Origin of the sequence: Enterobacter sp. ENT03 (assembly GCF_019218745.1) — a bacterium.
In the GTDB taxonomy this organism is placed as follows: domain Bacteria; phylum Pseudomonadota; class Gammaproteobacteria; order Enterobacterales; family Enterobacteriaceae; genus Enterobacter_D.
Genome location: NZ_JAHUXA010000001.1, coordinates 621,821 through 639,233, shown reverse-complemented (window position 1 = coordinate 639,233; position 17,413 = coordinate 621,821). Strand labels below are relative to the sequence as shown.

At 56.9% G+C, this 17,413-nt stretch carries 13 protein-coding genes; 7 read left to right on the top strand and 6 right to left on the bottom strand.

Annotation, left to right across the window (positions count from 1 at the left end; translation table 11 throughout):
- Nucleotides 1–23: 23 nt before the first annotated feature.
- Together KW828_RS03060 and KW828_RS03055 are read right to left on the bottom strand one after the other, a co-directional pair.
- On the bottom strand, nucleotides 24–2,456 hold the full coding sequence (locus tag KW828_RS03060; RefSeq protein ID WP_218334932.1) for a formate C-acetyltransferase/glycerol dehydratase family glycyl radical enzyme: 2,433 nt from the start codon (nucleotides 2,454–2,456) through the stop codon (nucleotides 24–26).
- Nucleotides 2,457–2,460: 4 nt separating this feature from the next.
- Nucleotides 2,461–3,360 carry a glycyl-radical enzyme activating protein gene (locus tag KW828_RS03055; RefSeq protein WP_218335363.1) on the bottom strand — a complete coding sequence of 300 codons (900 nt, stop codon included), beginning with the start codon at nucleotides 3,358–3,360 and terminating at the stop codon, nucleotides 2,461–2,463.
- A 134-nt stretch (nucleotides 3,361–3,494) separates the two neighbouring features.
- Between KW828_RS03055 and fsa the strand changes: the two genes are divergently transcribed.
- Nucleotides 3,495–4,157: a fructose-6-phosphate aldolase gene (gene fsa / locus KW828_RS03050; protein WP_218334931.1), complete on the top strand. Its 663-nt coding sequence runs from the start codon at nucleotides 3,495–3,497 to the stop codon at nucleotides 4,155–4,157.
- Nucleotides 4,158–4,190: 33 nt separating this feature from the next.
- Here the strand turns inward: fsa and KW828_RS03045 are convergent, their stop codons facing one another.
- Both KW828_RS03045 and KW828_RS03040 read right to left on the bottom strand, forming a co-directional pair.
- Entirely contained in the window at nucleotides 4,191–6,167 is a 1,977-nt protein-coding gene (locus KW828_RS03045; RefSeq protein ID WP_218334930.1) for a heparinase II/III family protein, read from the bottom strand.
- A gap of 12 nt (nucleotides 6,168–6,179) precedes the next feature.
- Complete coding sequence (locus KW828_RS03040; RefSeq protein WP_218334929.1) at nucleotides 6,180–7,412, bottom strand: alginate lyase family protein; 1,233 nt, start codon at nucleotides 7,410–7,412, stop codon at nucleotides 6,180–6,182.
- 465 nt (nucleotides 7,413–7,877) lie between these two features.
- Between KW828_RS03040 and KW828_RS03035 the strand changes: the two genes are divergently transcribed.
- From KW828_RS03035 to KW828_RS03015, 5 genes are read left to right on the top strand one after another with little or no spacing between them, the layout of a single operon-like run.
- Entirely contained in the window at nucleotides 7,878–9,167 is a 1,290-nt protein-coding gene (locus tag KW828_RS03035) for a sugar ABC transporter substrate-binding protein (RefSeq protein ID WP_218334928.1), read from the top strand.
- A gap of 11 nt (nucleotides 9,168–9,178) precedes the next feature.
- Nucleotides 9,179–10,108 (top strand): carbohydrate ABC transporter permease, encoded by a 930-nt coding sequence (locus tag KW828_RS03030; RefSeq protein ID WP_371316076.1) that lies wholly within the window; start codon nucleotides 9,179–9,181, stop codon nucleotides 10,106–10,108.
- A gap of 9 nt (nucleotides 10,109–10,117) precedes the next feature.
- Nucleotides 10,118–10,957, top strand: a complete 840-nt coding sequence (locus KW828_RS03025) for a carbohydrate ABC transporter permease (protein ID WP_218334927.1) — start codon at nucleotides 10,118–10,120, stop codon at nucleotides 10,955–10,957.
- Between the two features lie 10 nt (nucleotides 10,958–10,967).
- The gene (locus KW828_RS03020) at nucleotides 10,968–12,059 is read left to right on the top strand and encodes an ABC transporter ATP-binding protein (protein ID WP_218334926.1); all 1,092 of its coding nucleotides are present in this window, start codon (nucleotides 10,968–10,970) and stop codon (nucleotides 12,057–12,059) included.
- An 11-nt stretch (nucleotides 12,060–12,070) separates the two neighbouring features.
- Nucleotides 12,071–13,219 (top strand): alginate lyase family protein, encoded by a 1,149-nt coding sequence (locus KW828_RS03015; RefSeq protein WP_218335361.1) that lies wholly within the window; start codon nucleotides 12,071–12,073, stop codon nucleotides 13,217–13,219.
- A 115-nt stretch (nucleotides 13,220–13,334) separates the two neighbouring features.
- Here KW828_RS03015 and moeB read toward each other — a convergent pair whose 3' ends face one another.
- Complete coding sequence (gene moeB, locus KW828_RS03010) at nucleotides 13,335–14,090, bottom strand: molybdopterin-synthase adenylyltransferase MoeB (protein WP_218334925.1); 756 nt, start codon at nucleotides 14,088–14,090, stop codon at nucleotides 13,335–13,337.
- Nucleotides 14,090–15,325, bottom strand: coding sequence for a molybdopterin molybdotransferase MoeA (gene moeA, locus KW828_RS03005; protein WP_218334924.1), 1,236 nt, complete (start codon nucleotides 15,323–15,325; stop codon nucleotides 14,090–14,092). The genes moeB and moeA overlap by 1 nt, the downstream gene beginning before the upstream one ends.
- 191 nt (nucleotides 15,326–15,516) lie before the next feature.
- On the opposite strand from moeA, the gene gsiA reads away from it, so the two are divergent.
- Nucleotides 15,517–17,379, top strand: a complete 1,863-nt coding sequence (gene gsiA, locus KW828_RS03000; protein WP_218334923.1) for a glutathione ABC transporter ATP-binding protein GsiA — start codon at nucleotides 15,517–15,519, stop codon at nucleotides 17,377–17,379.
- The last annotated feature ends 34 nt before the right edge of the window (nucleotides 17,380–17,413 follow it).

The following is a 17,413-nucleotide window of genomic DNA, read 5'->3' as shown; positions in this document are numbered from 1 at the left end:
CACCGGGCTTAGAGGGACGAGGATTACAGGGTATGTTCGGTACGGGCGATAATATCGTCCTGCGCATCCGGCGACAGGGCGGTGAAGAACGCCGAATAGCCCGCCACGCGCACCACTAAATCACGATACTGATCCGGGTGCTGCTTGGCGGCGATTAACGTCTCGCGCGACACAATGTTGTACTGAATATGCCAGCCCTTGTGCACTTCGAAGAAGGTGCGCAGCAGCATCATTAGCTTCTGGCGATCGCTGTCATTTTCCAGCGTCGACGGGTTCAGCTTCTGATTCAGCAGCACGCCGCCTAAGATCGCCTCCGTTGGCAGTTTACCGACCGAACCAATTACCGCCGTTGGCCCTAAGTGGTCAGTACCGGAGGCCGGGCTGGCACCTTCCGCCAGCGGGGTATGGGCTTTACGGCCATCCGGGGTCGCCATGGTGGCAGCACCAAACGGCACGTTAGCGGAAATGGACGACGTGCCGGCGTAGTAATTACCACCGATCGGGCCACGGCCATAACGCGGATTGTGGTACTGCTTCAGTTCTTCAATGTAGGTCTGATAAGCGCGAGCCAGCAGCAGATCCACGCTGTCGTCATCGTTGCCGTATTTCGGCGCGCTATTGATCAGACGCTGACGCAGCTGCTCATGGGTCAGCCCTTCAAAATCCTCCGCCAGCGCTCTGGCGAGTTCCTGCTGACCAATCGCCCCCTGATCGAACACCAGTTTTTTCACCGCCGCGAGGCTGTTGCCGAGGTTGGCGATCCCCACCTGCAAACCCGATACCCAGTCATATTTCGCGCCGCCCTGTTTGATACTTTTCGCGCGTTCGATGCAGTCGTCCACCAGCGCCGAGCAGAGAATGTCGTGCACGTTCTCTTCCAGCATGGTGTCCACCACATACTCAATCTCAATGGATTTACGGGTGTAGTAGCGGATCTGCGTGTCCCAGGCGTCCATCACCTGCGAGAAATCGCTGAAGTTGCATTTGGACAACGCCTGTGCCTGCGGCAGGAACACCTTACCGCTGGTGGCGTCGCGTCCGCCTTCCAGCGCCGCCAGCATCACGCGGGCGAAGTTGATAAAGCTCATGCCGGTGCAGCGATAGCCCCACTTGCCGCCAACGGCGGTTTCGATGCAGCCAATCGCCGCATAGTCGTAAGCATCTGCCGGTTCGATCCCAAGCTTGATAAATTCCGGGATCACGATCTCGTCGTTGTTGAACGCTGGCATGCCGAAGCCGCAGCGGATCACCTGCACGCAGGCGTCGAGGAAATCGTTGCTCATCCCCGCGTGATACCGCACGCTGAGGTTCGGCTGGGTGGAGCGCAGGCGTCCACAGGATTCGAGGATCGCATACGAGAGCGGGTTGACTGCATCCTGCGGCTGACCGTTCACCAGCTGCTGACCGCCGATGGTGACGTTCTGATACAGCGGGCTGCCGGCCGAGGCTTTCGAGTGCGAGCCGGAGCGGATCTTGTTCACTTCCAGCAGCTTCAGCCAGCAGGCGTGCAGCATTTCAATGGCGTCTTCCCGCGCCAGACTCTGATCCAGCTCCACATCACGGCGATAGTACGGATACAAATACTGATCCATGCGGCCAAAGGACACCGAATGACCGTTCGATTCAATCTGCAAAATCAGCTGGATGAAGTAGCACAGCTGCAACGCCTGCCAGTAAGTTTTTGGCGGCTGATGGGCGATGATGTCGCAGTTTTCCGCGATCGCCAGCAGCTCGTTGCGGCGGCTTTCACGGATTTCGTCCTGCGCCATCTTGCGCGCCAGATCGGCAAAACGTGCGATATGCAGGCTGACGGCTTCCAGCACAATATCAATGGCTTTCAGGAACTGCTCGCCGTGTAGATCGTCCAGCACGGTGAGATTGATGCGCGAGCGGCGCTCGGCGACTTTCTGGCGCAGCCCGTCCATCCCCAGTTCCAGCACCAGCGGGAAGTTTACCGCCAGGTGCGCATCGCCGGAGGTCATGTTGCCTTCGGCTTTGATGATGCCGCTTTCCAGCAGTGATTTTTGCTCGTCGGTAAACATGCCGTAGCAGCGATCCTGTACCGTCTGCCCGCGCCACCACGGGCAGATGTCATGCAGCACGCGCTTGTTTTCTCCGCTCACGGCAAAGCCTGCGCCTGGACGGTCGGCGAGATCGTCGATCTCTTTTTCAATCCACGTCACCGTGTATTCCGGGAAGATCGGCGCGGCGCGTACCATGCTCGCCTGATTGCCGACAATCAGCTCATCATGCTTGATCCAGATAGTGCGCTCCGCCAGATGATGGGCGAGGGCAAGGGCGCGGCGCACCGGGATCGGCTTATCCATATGCTGCTGGTAGGCCTGGGTGTAGTGCAGGGCGCGCTCGGTGCAGACCGGCGGTTTTGTGATGGTGATCAGCGCATTTTTATGCGCCTTGATGCGGTCGGTCAGGGTATCGAGACGTAAGGTGGTCATAGGGTTATCCTCGTAACGTGGCGGTCAGGCCGCATTCGCGCGCGTAGTCCTCTGCAAACGTCAGCAGATCTGGCGCGTCGAGCGGTTTGTCTGGCGCGGTGTAGGGCTGGCCGAGCAGGTGATACTTGTTCATGCCCAGCGTGTGGTATGGCAAAAAATGAATATCGCGAACGTTCAGTTCGTCGGCGGCAAAGCGGGTAATGGCGCGGATCGACGTCTCATCGGCGTTAAAACCGGGGATCAGCGGCACGCGGATGGTCAGTTGTTTGCCGAGGCGCGCGAGGCGTTTGAGGTTTTCCAGCACGCGCTTTGCTGAACCATCGGTCCAGGCTTTGAATATCTGGCTGTCGACATGTTTCAGATCCGCAAGGAACAGATCGACATCATCTACTGACGGCTCAACGTAGTGCCAGGGCACATGCAGACAGGTTTCCACAGCGGTATGAATACCCGCCTCATGGCTGGCCTGAAACAGCGCGCCGGCCAATTCCGGGTGCATAAAGGGTTCGCCACCGGACAGGGTGATACCGCCGCCGCTGCGATCGTAGAAGGGTTTATCCCGCAGCACGGTGGCCATGATTTCATCCACTGGCTTCGTTTCGCCGCAGACGGTCAGCGCCTGGGTCGGGCAGCATTCCGTCAGCGCGTCCAGGTGCGCGTCATTAAGATGCTGGCGATGGATCAGCAGACCGTTCAGCGCCCGCTCAATCACGGCGGGCGCTGCCTGCTGACACAGCGCGCAGCCGTCAAGGCACAGGCGCGCGTCGTAAAGCAGATCGCGTTTTAACGCGCGGCTTTCCGGGTTCTGGCACCAGCGGCAGCCGAGCGAGCAGCCTTTAAGGAACACCACGGTACGAATACCGGGGCCATCGTGGGTGGAGTAGCGCTGAATATTGAATATCATCATCGGGCCTCATCTTGCGTATGAAGATTAAATTACTTTCGAATGAAAGTTATTTTGACGATGATCAAGTATCATTCAGGTAGCCTGGGGTAAATTTCAGCGCATGCTACATCTCACACTTTGAAGGTCAGATTATGGAACTCTATCTCGATACCTCCGACGTCGCGGCGGTCAAAAAACTGGCGCGTATTTTCCCCCTGGCAGGCGTGACCACCAACCCGAGCATCGTTGCTGCCGGCAAAACCCCATTGGAAGAATTACTCCCTGCGTTACAGGACGCATTAGGCAGTAAAGGCCGTTTATTCGCCCAGGTGATGGCGACCACCGCCGACGGCATGGTGGCGGATGCCCGCAAACTGCGCGGCATCATTGCAGACATTGTGGTGAAGGTGCCGGTCAGTGCCGAAGGTCTGGCGGCGATTAAAGTGCTTAAGGCGGAAGGTATCCCGACGCTCGGCACGGCGGTCTATGGCGCAGGGCAGGGATTGTTAAGTGCGCTGGCGGGGGCGGAATATGTCGCCCCCTATGTGAATCGCGTGGATGCCCAGGGCGGCGACGGCATCCAGACGGTGTGCGATTTGCAACGCTTGTTAACCCTGCACGCACCGGGCGCGAAAGTGCTGGCCGCCAGCTTTAAAACGCCGCGTCAGGCGCTGGATTGCCTGCTGGCGGGCTGTGAGTCCATCACCCTGCCGCTGGACGTGGCGCAACAGTTTATCGCCGCCCCGGCGGTGGATGCGGCGATTGCGAAGTTCGAGCAGGACTGGCAGGGCGCATTTGGTCGGCTGGCGCTGTAAAAATCAACGGGGCCGCGCACGGCCCCGTTAACATTACCCCTCTATATGTGGAAGCGCCCCCGGGCCTTCGGGCACGCTAAGCCTGCGGGTGTGATCCCCCCGGCATAAAGTGATATGACTGCCTCTCTCATCATGATCAATCTTCACCGCTGTTAATGGCCGTTCGGCGCAAAAATCCCACACGGCGAGAAACCGTGCCTGCAACTGATGGCTGCGTAATACCACATAGCTAAGATCGCTGACTGCCGGATTACCGGGCGCGGTTCCCTGCCATAAATCGGCGTCACCGGCCAGCCACAGGGTATGTTCACCCGCAAGACCTGCAAAATGGCGCGGTTGACAGCCGCGCAGCGCGCAAACCGTGGCGTTGCGCATGATACGGAGCGGGCCTTGCGTAGCAAATATCCCCGCTTCTCCGCTCTGATCGAGCGCGCGGGCGGCCAGATGCAGCGTCCAGTCAAGCTGCTGCGCATGTGGGTTGTGAACGTCAGAAAGATCAATCAGTACATCATCCAGCCACAGTAAGCGGCGGCGAAAAAGAATATCTCGCCACGCCACCGCGTCCCACTCCACGCGGGTGTGGCTGTTCAGCGCGTCGGTGGCTTTCCGCCAGTCCACCAGGCTGTCCATCCAGTAAAAATCATCGCCGTGATGCCAGCTGAGCAACTGGGGTTGCGCCGGAGGCTGGTTGGTTTGATTCACTGACAGCGTGTTATGCGTGGCGCTGTTCTTGTAATAGGCATAGTGCATTTTTGCGCCGTAGCCGGTGGTGCCGAGATCCGGGAGAAGCGCAACGTGGTTGTCCCACAGCAGCACATTCAGACGGTCATAGTGATCGTGCTCGCCGCCGTAGGGCGAGTGTTTAATCAGCAGCGCCTGACCACGTCGCGGTTTACGCCAGACGGTCAGCCCGGCAGCAGGGGCAAAGGTCGTCGTCTGCGGGATCAGCGGCGTGGGATCAACGGGCAGCGGGGCGTCGCGCCACAGCAAGGTATCAACGGCGTCGTCTTCCTCGCCGATGAAGTGCAGCACGCGGGCATACAGCGGATCGCGGTACACCTGCCAGGCAAATTCATAAACATCGCGGTGGTACAACTTTTCCTGCCCGGCAAGGCAGTCATTAAGCAGCGGAAGCGTCCCATCGGGCATTAACAGCGAAAGGGGAAAATCAAGCATTTTGCGATAGTACGGTAGATCCAGCAGGCTCCAGCGCGACCCCCTCGCCAGCTTTTCAAACGCCATAAAGCCTTGCAGCGCGTAGTAGTGATAATGAATTGATCCTTCGAACCACAATCCCTCGTCCAGCAGCCCGTTTTCCAGTTGCCAGCGCAGACCATATTGCTGGTTAACGGCAAACTCGATCAGCGCGTCCTCTTCCAGAATAAAACCCAGCACCGCGATAGCGGCGTTGATTTTCACTTCGTGATTATGGATCTGCGGGCTGCGATGCGCCTGTAAAAACCTGGCGGCGGGACGCAGCAGGTTGTCGCAAATATGTTCCCGTTCCGTGGCAGACAGGCTGTCGGCAATAAAGTCATAGCCGAGCGCCATTTCCAGCAGACAGTTGGCTTCGCATAAGGTCTGGGCATTCATTTTGCCCGGTCCGTTGTGCGGAATATCACCATGCACTTCATAACCCGGATAATAATCGGCATACCGCCGCAATATTTCCGCCACCTTAGCGGCGCAGGCTGCGTCGCCGGTCAGTTGCCAGAGCAGGCCAAGGTGGTAACAGGCGCTGGCGTTTTGCCCGTTCATTTCTCGCCACCATGCGCTGTCGTAAGGTTCGCCGCTAAAGGATCGACCATCAACCGGGCAGCAGTGATGATGAGGAGAGTGACGATCCCACCGCAGCCTGACGCTATGTTCAGGGCAAAAATAATAGAGATTCCAGCTGGCGATCCCCGTTTCCGGCACCAGAGTGGGCGTGACCAGCAGGTCGGCCCATTTCTTCTTGAGGTTTTCTGTAGCGCCTGGGTGAACGGCGTGCCGGTGAGCAAATTGCTTCATGGTGAGTTGTCCTTAACGGCTGCGATCGTCGCGCAGGGGGCTTATCAGCGTCGTGATGTCATCAGGATAACGGGCGCGCAACCACTGCGCTTTTTGCACAAACTCACCGTCATCAGGCCACGCATGCGCGGCGGTGGCCAGGTTATACAACGCTTTTTTGTCATCCCATTTATCAATATCTTTCCACGGCCAGGGTGTAGTGCTGTCGATAAAACCCGCCACATAAGCGTAGCCCTTGCGCAGACTATGATCGTCAAGGGTAAATCCCCACAGATCCACGCCCACGTTTTCGCCCAGCCGACCGAGGCGGCTGTAAGCATCAAGGTTAAAGTTGCTGTAATGCCACGGACGGGTACGCTCCAGTTCCGCCGTCTGGCGGCCCTGATTATCAAAATGACTTGCGATCCGGCGCAATTGCGTGATGTGGAGCTGTTTTTTGGCATCTGCGGTATGGCCGCTAAACCAGGCAAAAGTCGCCGCCTGCAGATCAAACCAGGTGCCGTGATTATTGTGCCAGTTCTCTTCTTCAAAGCCGTTCTGGCTGGTCGTCATCCAGCGCCAGAATTCGCCGAACCAGTCGCGTAACTGTTGATATTCCTCATCGGATAATTGCTGCGAGGCGTGCAGCAGTCCAATCGCATCCACCACCTCTACCAGTGCACGGCTGTCGATAATGCCGATCCCTCGCCCGTCGTTAATGCCGGGGATTGCCTGGGCGTAGCGCAGGTTTGGATTCATGCGCGTGTCGGGATCAAGAAACCAGCGTTTGATTTGCGCCACGGCTTTATTTGCGTACGACTTATCCTGAGTGAAATACCAGGCCAGCGTCAGCGTGGAGACGGCATTACTCATTTTCACCAGGCGGCTTTTATCCGTTGCGTCGCTGTTGGCGGCAGGGTTAGTTTGCCCGTCCTTACGGATATACGGCAGCCCGTCTGTCTTATCAGGATCGGGCCACCAGTAGGGCGGGAAGCTGTAATAGTCATGCTTATCACCACTGGCCGCGACCAGCGTTTTGTCCATCACTGAAAATAGCGGCTGGGTCAGCGCTCCCTGAGCCTGTTTTAGTAGCGCATCACGGGCTTGTTCAAACGGCGGATTTCTGGCGGCAATTTGCTGCTGACTGTAAAGCAAATCGTCTTCAGAGAGGATCGCAAGACCCCTTGGCGCCGCATGTAAAGCGGCGCTGATCGTCAGCGAAAGAAACGTCAGGCATAAAAGCCTGCTGCATTTTTCCGTATTCATAATTTACCTTTATGCAGGGTGAAATATCCGGGTTAAATAATAAAATCCACCATTTATTAATCGATGAAATAAACGTATGCACAGCGAGTGAATTAATGGCAGGGAGTTTAAGAGATAGTTTGCATAAAGTTGTGACGAGCTTCTGATTTGCACCGCAGGAGTTTTTACACGCCAAAAAATGTGCTCAGAGTCACGTAATAACATGAAAATCAAAATTTGACGAATAATTGCAGCAATAGTTTAATTTACTATCATGCTGATAAATAATAACTAATTTTTATTGTTTATTTTTTAATCGATTTTTAGTGTGATCGAACGCCGATTTTCAAATTATGAAATAATGTTTTTATTTCGTGCGGTTGTATTTCAAAAATCCTTTCTATTAAATGGAAGTGAATATAAAAACATCACCACATTAATTTAATGGCTATTGGCTTTGTACCCTTCCGATAAAGGATAGAAAAGATGACTGGAAATAAATTACGTTCACTGCTCTTGCTTACTGTTTTAGGAATGGGGGCAGGCTCAGTCTGTGCCGAAACGACGCTTAAGGTGTGGATCCGGGCGAGTAATGATTCAAAAAATATCTATAAAAAAGAGGCTGAAACCTTCGAGAAGAAAACGGGCATCAAAATTGAATACTTCAATGCGACCACCGATTTCGAACAGCGGCTGGCACGTGCGGCGGCGGGACAGGCTCTGCCGGATCTGATTTTCAACGACGCCGTCGCGCTGGGGCAATTTATTCAGTTGGGGATTGCCGAGGAAATCGTGCCTGACTCCCTCGCTGGCGCAGAAAATCTCTACCCCACCGCATGGGAAAGTACGCGCTATCACGACGGCAAGTTTTATGGCGTGCCCACCTCCGCCCAAACGTTCGCCTTATTTATCCGTAAAGACTGGCGGGAAAAAACCGGCTTGCCGCAGCCGAAAAGCTGGGACGATATTTTGACGCTGGCCCGCGCGTTCACCACGCAAGATCCCGATGGCAACGGCAAAAACGATACCTATGGTTTTATCGTTCCCGGCTCCACGACTCGCGGTTATGCCAGCTGGTTTATGAGCAGCTTTATCTGGCAGGCGGGCGGGGACTATGTGACTGAGAAAGAGGGGAAATTCACCGGCTCGCTCGCCACGCCGGAAGTGGCGCAGGCCACCGACTTTGTTCGCACATTACTGTGTGAAAAAGTGGTGCAACCGGGGGCAATTAACGCCACCACCGCTGATGTCATCCCCTCGTTCCGGGCAGGACAGGCAGGCATGTTTTTTACCGGGCCATACCATATCGCGCTGTTTGATAAAGATCCCGGCAAAGACAAATACGAAGTCGTGCCTGTTCAGGGACCTAAATCTCAGGCGGCTCTTGCTGAGGGCACAACCGTTTTCCTGATGAAAACCAGCCAGCAAAAAGAGGCCGCTCGTCAGTTCATCGAGTTCATGATCTCCCGCGAGGGTCAGGAAATCGGTATGGGCAAAGGCAGTAACAATATTCCGGTCGTGCGCCTGCCCGTAAATAAAGACGTCGATGCCCAGGCTGTCTATCAGGATGACCGCTGGGCCACTTTTGTGGCGCTGTACAAAAACAATGGCCGCTATGTTCCGCAGATCCCCAACTGGACACCAGTGCGCCAGCTTACCGCCGAAGGCTTCAACCGCATCTTCTCGCACTGTGACAGCAACATTGAACAGGAGCTGAAGGTGATGAATGACAAGCTTAACCAGGAACTGGCTAAGCAAAACGTGCTGGCATTGTGAGGCGTGAGCTGATGACTCTTCATGCAACCAAACTGATGGCTGAAAAGGGAAACCGTGCCCGCTGGCTTACGCCCTCGCGCAAGCGGGCCTTGCTTCCCTGGCTGTTTCTGGCCCCGGCGCTGGTGATTTTTAGCTGGTTCAAATTCATCCCGATGATCCAGGGGATGGTGATGAGCTTTTATAAAATCAACTTCAACCAGCCTGATGAATGGGTGGGGCTGAATAACTTTACCCGCGCCTTCGCCGACACGGCCCTGCACAGCGCCGTGGTGAATACCCTGCTGTATGTGGTGATCACGATGTTCGTCGCCGCCGTGCTGGCATTTTTTCTGGCGATGCTGCTGGAAGGCCCGGCGCGCCACTTGCGTATTATCCGTACCGCGATTTTCCTGCCCGCCGTCACCAGCGCGGCTATCGTGGCGGAGATGTGGCGCATTCTGTTTAACCCCACGCCCAATGGCGTGGTGAACCATGTCTTAAGTTGGTTTGGCGTGGCAGAGCAGGGGTTTCTCGCCAGTAGCGACCAGGCGCTGTGGGTCATCATGCTGCTGCACATCTGGAAAGCGGTGCCGTACAACATGGTGATTTTTATCGCCGGGCTGGCGGGCATCAGCCGCGATCTGTATGACGCCGCCAACGTTGACGGAGCAAGCTGGTGGAGTCGTCTGCGTTACGTCACCCTGCCGGGGATGATCCCGGCGCTGTCGGTGGTGCTGATGCTGTCGTTTATCCGTGGTTTTCGCGTATTTGCTGAAGTGTATGCCACCACCGGCGGCGGCCCGTCAGGGGCCACGGAAATGATCATGACGCACATCTATAAGCTTGGCTTTGAGCAGTTCGATTATGGCTATGCCTCGGCGGTGTCGTTCCTGCTGTTTGCCTTCACCGTGGTGCTCACCCTGTGCCATCTCTCGCTGAAAAAGCGCATCGCGCGTTACTAAGGAGCCGCCATGTTAAGTAAAAGCTGGGAGCGGGCAGGTCGCTGGTGCCTGTATCTGCTGTTACTGATTGTTTTTGTCGGCCCCTTCTGGGGCATCGTCGCCACGGCCTTTAGCGCCGCGCCGGTAAAGCCGGGCGAACTGCTGGCCTGGCCTGCGTCATTCTCGTTCGACAACTTTATCTTTGCCTGGCAGGACATTGGCGTCTGGCAATATCTGCTTAATTCGGTGCTGGTGGTGTTTTTCGGCACGATTTTGCAGGTTTCGGTGAGCGCGCTGGCGGCCTACGCTCTCGCCCGTAAAAAGTTTCGTGGCGTGGCGCTGGTGAGTTTGCTGATCCTCTCGACCATGATGCTGCCGGAGGAGGTGATCGCCATACCGCTGTACATGATCATCAACTGGCGACTGCCGTTTATCGACGCCTCACTCTATAACAGCTATCTGGGGATGATTTTACCGGTGGTGGGCTGGGCCTTTTCCATTTTTGTGTTGACGGAATTTATGGCGGCGATCCCGAAAGAGCTGGAGGAGGCCGGGCGCATTGATGGTGCGAATGAATGGCAGATTTTCTTTCATGTCATTCTCCCGCTGGTTAAACCGGCGCTGGGAACGGTCGTCACCTTCGGCTTTATCATGATTTGGGATCAGTATCTGCTGCCGCTGATTGTGGTGAATCAGGACAGCCTGAACACCATCCCGGTGATCTTAGGCACCTTGCGAACTGACGAAAGCATCACGCCCAATATTTTTATCGCCATTACGCTGCTGGCGATGCTGCCAAGCATCATCGTTTATCTGGGTCTGCAAAAACATTTCAACCGCGGGATCATGTCCGGCGCGGTCAAAGGGTAAGGAGTCTGATATGGGATCGGTAGTGCTTAATAATGTCCGCAAATCTTATGGTGACGTGCACGTCATAAAAAATGTCTCGCTGACCATTCCCGACGGTGAATTTTGCGTGCTGGTAGGGCCAAGCGGCTGTGGAAAATCGACGTTGCTGCGCATGATCGCAGGCCTGGAGGAGATTTCCGGCGGCGAGGTCCATATCAACGAGCGCAATGTTACTGAGGTGGAACCCAAGCTGCGCGACATTGCGATGGTGTTTCAAAGCTATGCGCTTTATCCGCAAATGACGGTGCGCGAAAACATGGGCTTTGCCCTGAAAATGGCCAGGCTGGCAAAAACGGAAATTAACCGCAAGGTTGAAGACGCCGCAGAACTGCTTAACCTGACGCCGCTGCTGGAGCGGTTGCCGAAAGATCTCTCCGGCGGGCAGCGTCAGCGCGTGGCGATGGGGCGGGCGATTGTGCGCAAGCCGCAGGTCTTTCTGTTTGATGAACCGCTGTCAAACCTCGACGCGAAATTACGGACGCAGGTGCGCGGCGAGATCCGCGATCTGCACCGGCGTTTAAAAACCACCTCGGTGTATGTCACCCACGATCAAATTGAGGCGATGACCATGGGGCAGATGATCGTCGTATTACGTGAGGGGCAAATAGAGCAGGCGGGTACGCCGTTAGAACTGTATGACCAACCCGCCAATTTATTCGTCGCCGGGTTTATCGGTTCGCCGGAAATTAACCAGCTCAACGGTGAAATTGTGCTGGACAATCAGCGCGCGCAATTACGCCTGCGCGATGGTTCACTGCTGCGCTTGCCGGCGGGGTTGCAGGTCAGCCACGGTCAGCGCGTGGTGTATGCCATCCGTCCGGAGCAGGTGAATGTGGTGAACGCGCCACAGGAAGATGCGCTGGCGGCGGTGATCACCGCCATCGAAAATACCGGTTCCGATATGCAGCTGTTTTGCGATACCGGAGGCGGGGCCTTTACCTCCGTGTTTAAACAACGCCTGGCGGTAAAGGAAGGCGAGAAAGTCTGGCTGCAACCCAAACTCAACGGAATCCATGTTTTTGACGCAGACAGCGGTAAACGTATCAGCGGCAGGGAGGCGTAATTACCGTGGCGATGAAGTTATACACCCTCGACGAAACCTGTCTGGAAAATGCGCGGCTTAGCCTGAAGCAGCCTTTTTCACCGCTGCAACTGGCGTTAGGCCATTTAATCAGCGAAGCGGATAAAGTACGCCGCACGCCGCCGGAAAGCGTGGTGCATAAAAAACTGCGACCGGTCAGCGGCGATGCGCACGATTATTATAGTCTGGGTACCTACTGGTGGCCAAATCCCCGCCGCCCCAACGGGCTGCCCTATATACGGCGTGACGGCCATACGAATCCGCAGTGTGAAAATAACGATACTGACACCAGCCGAATTATTCGCATGTGTGAACGCTGCCTTATTCTGGGTCTTGCCTGGTATTTTACCGGCCATCGCCATTATGCTCAGGCGGCGGCTACACAAATCCGCTGCTGGTTTTTAGATGCTGAAACCCGGATGAATCCGCATCTGAATTACGGTCAGGCGATCCCAGGTATTGTGTCGGGCAGAGGCACCGGTCTTGTTGATACCCGATTATTATGGATGGTCATTGATACCATTGGCCTGATAAAAGCAGCACAGGTGCTGGACACTGACGATATTATTGGTCTGCACCAGTGGTTTCGCGATTTCAATCACTGGATGTATTACAGCGACATCGGTCATTCTGAATATGTCTGGCACAATAATCACGGCACCTGGTACGATGTTCAGCGTACCGTAAATGCCCTGTTTTATGGTGATAAAGGGCTGGCGGCACGTATTATCGAGCAGGGCATTACCCAGCGCATGGCGGCGCAGATCGCGCAAGATGGTAAGCAAACCATGGAGCTGGAGCGCACTATCCCGTTCCACTATTCCCTGTTCAATCTTGAAGCCCATCTGTTATTAAACCGCTATGCCGAACATGTAGAATTTGATCGCTGGAATCACATTCGCGATGGGCGTGGCGTAAAGCAGGGTATTGATTATCTGGTGCCTTTTATTTGTGAGCCGGAACTGTGGCCTTACAGCGACTTACAGGGTATTTCATGGGAAAGCGCCACGCGGGTATTACTGCAAGCGATGCGCGGTTATGCGAAAGAGGGCGCAGAGTACCGACGTGTGCTCGCCACGTTGCCGCAGGACACGCTAAGCCTGAAAGAACAACTGATGTGGTGCCCGCCGCTCAGTAAATAAGATTTAATGCGCTGTTTTTTATGCCGGGTGGCGGCTGTGCTTACCCGGCCTGCGTTTGCTTCGTTTGCGACGAATTTATCCAGGCCCGGCAAGCGTAGCGCCGCCGGGCAGGGGGCTACGACTGCCCGCACACCTCGCACCCGGCATGGCGCATCAGTTTCATCTCGCGGAACTGGCAGATCATGGCGTCGTACATGACGATTTTTCCGGCGGCGGGGGTGCCGTAACGGCTCAGCAGTTTGATGGCTTCCATCGCCTGTAACGAGCCGATCACCCCCACCAGCGGCGCCATCACCCCCGCTTCCACGCAGGTCAGCGCATTCTCGCCAAACAGACGGCTCAGGCAGCGGTAACACGGCTCACCTGGCTGATACGTGAAGACGCTGATCTGGCCTTCCATACGAATTGCCGCGCCAGACACCAGCGGGACTGTCGCCTGAAAACAGCCGGCATTAAGCTGATTGCGCACCGCCACGTTGTCGGTGCAGTCCAGCACCAGATCGTGTGCCGCAATCTGCGCGTGCAGTGCGTCGTCGTCCAGCTGCGCATTGAGAAGGGTAAAGGAAATATGCGGATTGATACGCGCCAGCGTCGCGCGGGCCGACTCGACTTTCGGCATGCCGAGGGTGGCGTCGCTGTGCAGCGTCTGCCGTTGCAGATTCGAGAGCGACACGGTGTCAAAATCCAGTAACGTCAGATGGCCAACCCCCGCCGCCGCCAGGTACTGCGCCGCCGCGCAGCCCAGCCCGCCAAGCCCTACCACCAGCACGCGCGAAGCTTTCAGCCGCTCCTGACCGTCAAAATCAAAACCGCGCAGCACGATCTGCCGGTTGTAGCGCATCATTTCGCCATCGCTCAGTTCCACGGCCATTACAGGCCTCCGAACAGATGATTAAACGGCTCCACCTCAACCCATTCGCCCGCTTCCACGTTCTGCCGCTCGGCTTCCAGTACGATAAAACAGTTGCCCTGGCTGAAGGAGCTGAAAATATGCGAACCCTGATGCCCGGTGGTGCTGACGGTTAAGTCGCCCTGCGCATCGCGGGTTAACAGGCCGCGCTGGAAATCGAGGCGACCCGGTGATTTTTTCAGACGGGTAGCGGTGCGCACGCGCAGGCGCGTCGGCAGCGGGCTGGCCGTTATACCGCCCAGTTTCGCCAGCAGCGGGATCACCAGTTGATAGAAGGTGACTGCGGCTGACACCGGGTTGCCCGGCAGCCCGCAGAACCAGCTCTGGCTCAGCTTGCCGAAAGCAAAAGGTTTGCCCGGCTTGATCGCCAGCTTCCAGAAGCCAATTTCCCCCAGCTCCTCAAGCAGCGTTTTGGTGTAGTCTGCTTCGCCCACCGAGACGCCGCCGGAGGTGATCACCACGTCGGCCTGGCTGTCGGCGGCGATAAAGGCGTCGCGTAATTGGGCGGGATCGTCAGGAATAATGCCGAGGTTGATCACCGTGCAGCCGAGCTGTTCGAGCATCAAATGCACCGCCAGCCGGTTGGTATCGTAGATCTGCCCGTCGCCCAGCGGCTGGCCCGGCAGTTGCAGCTCATCGCCGGTGGAGAACAGCGCCACGCGCACTTTGCGCACCACGTCGATAGTGGCGATGCCCAGCGATGCCAGCACCGGCAGTTCGGCCACCGTCAGCTTCTGCCCGGCCTTAAATACTACGCCACCGGCGCGGATGTCTTCGCCAAGGCGACGGATATTTTGCCCGGCGCGCACCTCGCGGGTAAAACGCACGCCAGCGTCAGTCTGTTCGGTTTCTTCCTGCATCACTACCGCATCGCAGCCTGCGGGAACGGGCGCGCCGGTCATAATGCGCACGCAGGTGCCGACAGGCCACACCTCGTTAAACGGCTGCCCGGCAAAGGCTTTTCCTGCCACCGGCAAGGGGGCGCCCGTCGCCAGATCGGTGATCCGCACGGCATACCCGTCCATCGCGGAGTTATCAAAACCAGGGACATTGATCGGCGACACAATGTCATGCGCCGTGACGCGCCCGAAACAGGCCAGCAGCGGCAGCGTATCGTGCGCGGTGATCGGGGTAATTACGGACAGCATCTGAGACAGCGCTGTCTCCAGCGGGATAAGGCCTGCGGAAAACTCCATGTGTCGCTCCTGACTGGCAACCTGAACGTGCATACAAAACGCCTATTATGGCAGAAAACCCGCGCCCGCTGAATGTAATCAATATGTGCCTTACCGGTCAGGTTGCTTTACTTCGTTGATTTGACTTTCTATAGTCAAAATTCATGCCTGTTTCAGGCACTAAACCGTAAGAGGTCAAAGGGTGGGCGCACGTGCTTGAGTCAGACGCCAGTGAAGTGCTGCGGGTCAGTAAACTGAATATTCGTTTTCCGGACGAAGGCGGCACGTCGCACGTCGTACGGGATCTCTCTTTTACCCTTCAACGGGGCGAAACGCTGGCCATCGTCGGCGAATCCGGATCCGGCAAATCAGTTACCGCGCTGGCGCTGATGCGTCTGCTGGCGCAGTCCGGCGGTATTGTCAGCAGCGAAGCACTTCGTCTGCAACGCCGCAGCCGTCAGGTGGTCGACCTGAATACGCTGAGCAATGCGCAGATGCGCGGCGTGCGCGGGGCCGACATGGCGATGATTTTTCAGGAGCCGATGACCTCCCTGAACCCGGTCTTCACCGTCGGCGAGCAGATCGCCGAGTCGATCCGCCTGCATCAGGGACTGGGGCACGATGCTGCCCTGAAAGAAGCGCGGCGCATGCTGGAACAGGTGCGTATTCCCGAAGCCGACGCGATTTTAGCGCGCTTTCCGCATCAGCTGTCCGGCGGTATGCGTCAGCGGGTGATGATCGCCATGGCGCTCTCCTGTCGTCCGGCGGTGCTGATCGCCGACGAACCCACGACCGCGCTGGATGTGACTATTCAGGCGCAGATCCTGCAACTGATCAGCGTGCTGCAAAAAGAGATGGCGATGGGGGTGATTTTTATCACTCACGATATGGGCGTGGTGGCGGATATTGCCGATCGGGTGCTGGTGATGTACCAGGGCGAAGCCGTGGAAACCGGCACCGTGGCGCAAATTTTTGGCGCGCCGCAGCATCCCTATACCCGCACGCTGCTGGCGGCGGTGCCGCGCCTTGGCGCGATGCGCGGCAGCGATTTACCGCGGCGTTTCCCGCTGCCGTCGCAGACCCCGTCGGTATTGCCCGATACCACCCCAGGTCAGGACACGGTGGTGGAGGGTGAGCCGATTTTGCAGGTGCGCGATCTGGTGGCGCGTTATCCGTTACGCAGCGGCATTCTTAACCGCGTGACCCGCGAAGTGCACGCCGTGGAAGGCGTCAGCTTCGATTTGTGGCCGGGGGAAACCCTGTCGCTGGTGGGGGAGTCCGGCTGCGGGAAATCCACCACCGGACGCGCGCTGCTGCGCCTGGTGGCGTCTCAGGGTGGCACGATCAATTTTAACGGTCAGCGCATCGACACGCTGCCCGACAGCCAGCTCCAGCCGCTGCGCCGGGATATTCAGTATATTTTCCAGGATCCTTTCGCCTCCCTCGATCCGCGCAAAACCATCGGCTACTCCATTATGGAACCGTTGCGCGTGCACGGACTGCTGGACGAAGAGGCTACCGAGCGGCGTCTGGCGTGGTTGCTGGAGCGCGTCGGCTTAAAGCCGGAGCACGCCTGGCGCTATCCCCATGAGTTTTCCGGCGGTCAGCGCCAGCGCATCTGCATTGCGCGTGCGCTGGCCCTCAACCCGAAAGTGGTGATCGCCGATGAATCTGTCTCGGCGCTGGACGTGTCAATTCGTGCGCAAATCATCAATTTGCTGCTCGATTTGCAGCGCGAAATGGGCATCGCTTATCTGTTTATCTCCCACGACATGGCGGTGGTGGAGCGCATCAGTCATCGCGTGGCGGTGATGTATATGGGGCAAATCGTGGAAATTGGCCCGCGTCGCGCGGTGTTTGAAAATCCGCAGCATCCTTATACGCGCAAATTAATGGCGGCGGTGCCGGTGGCGGATCCGGGCCATCAGCGGCCGCAGCGGGTGCTGCTTTCGGACGAGATGCCGAGCAATATCCGTAAGCTCGGCGATCCGCCGCGCCGCGTGCAGTTGCACAATGTCGGACCGGATCACCTGGTCGCACGCACCATGCCAGGCAATACTTCATCTGCATTTTAATGACAATAAAATTCCCCACGACAGACAGGGAAAC

What these genes read in the sequence shown, in the direction of transcription:
- moeB (WP_218334925.1), bottom strand. Translation starts at nt 14,090, where the DNA reads ATGGCCGTGGAACTGAGCGATGGCGAAATGATGCGCTACAACCGGCAG.
- KW828_RS03025 (WP_218334927.1), top strand. Translation starts at nt 10,118, where the DNA reads ATGTTAAGTAAAAGCTGGGAGCGGGCAGGTCGCTGGTGCCTGTATCTG.
- fsa (WP_218334931.1), top strand. Translation starts at nt 3,495, where the DNA reads ATGGAACTCTATCTCGATACCTCCGACGTCGCGGCGGTCAAAAAACTG.
- KW828_RS03035 (WP_218334928.1), top strand. Translation starts at nt 7,878, where the DNA reads ATGACTGGAAATAAATTACGTTCACTGCTCTTGCTTACTGTTTTAGGA.
- KW828_RS03020 (WP_218334926.1), top strand. Translation starts at nt 10,968, where the DNA reads ATGGGATCGGTAGTGCTTAATAATGTCCGCAAATCTTATGGTGACGTG.
- KW828_RS03015 (WP_218335361.1), top strand. Translation starts at nt 12,071, where the DNA reads ATGAAGTTATACACCCTCGACGAAACCTGTCTGGAAAATGCGCGGCTT.
- KW828_RS03060 (WP_218334932.1), bottom strand. Translation starts at nt 2,456, where the DNA reads ATGACCACCTTACGTCTCGATACCCTGACCGACCGCATCAAGGCGCAT.
- KW828_RS03030 (WP_371316076.1), top strand. Translation starts at nt 9,179, where the DNA reads ATGACTCTTCATGCAACCAAACTGATGGCTGAAAAGGGAAACCGTGCC.
- moeA (WP_218334924.1), bottom strand. Translation starts at nt 15,325, where the DNA reads ATGGAGTTTTCCGCAGGCCTTATCCCGCTGGAGACAGCGCTGTCTCAG.
- KW828_RS03045 (WP_218334930.1), bottom strand. Translation starts at nt 6,167, where the DNA reads ATGAAGCAATTTGCTCACCGGCACGCCGTTCACCCAGGCGCTACAGAA.
- KW828_RS03055 (WP_218335363.1), bottom strand. Translation starts at nt 3,360, where the DNA reads ATGATATTCAATATTCAGCGCTACTCCACCCACGATGGCCCCGGTATT.
- KW828_RS03040 (WP_218334929.1), bottom strand. Translation starts at nt 7,412, where the DNA reads ATGAATACGGAAAAATGCAGCAGGCTTTTATGCCTGACGTTTCTTTCG.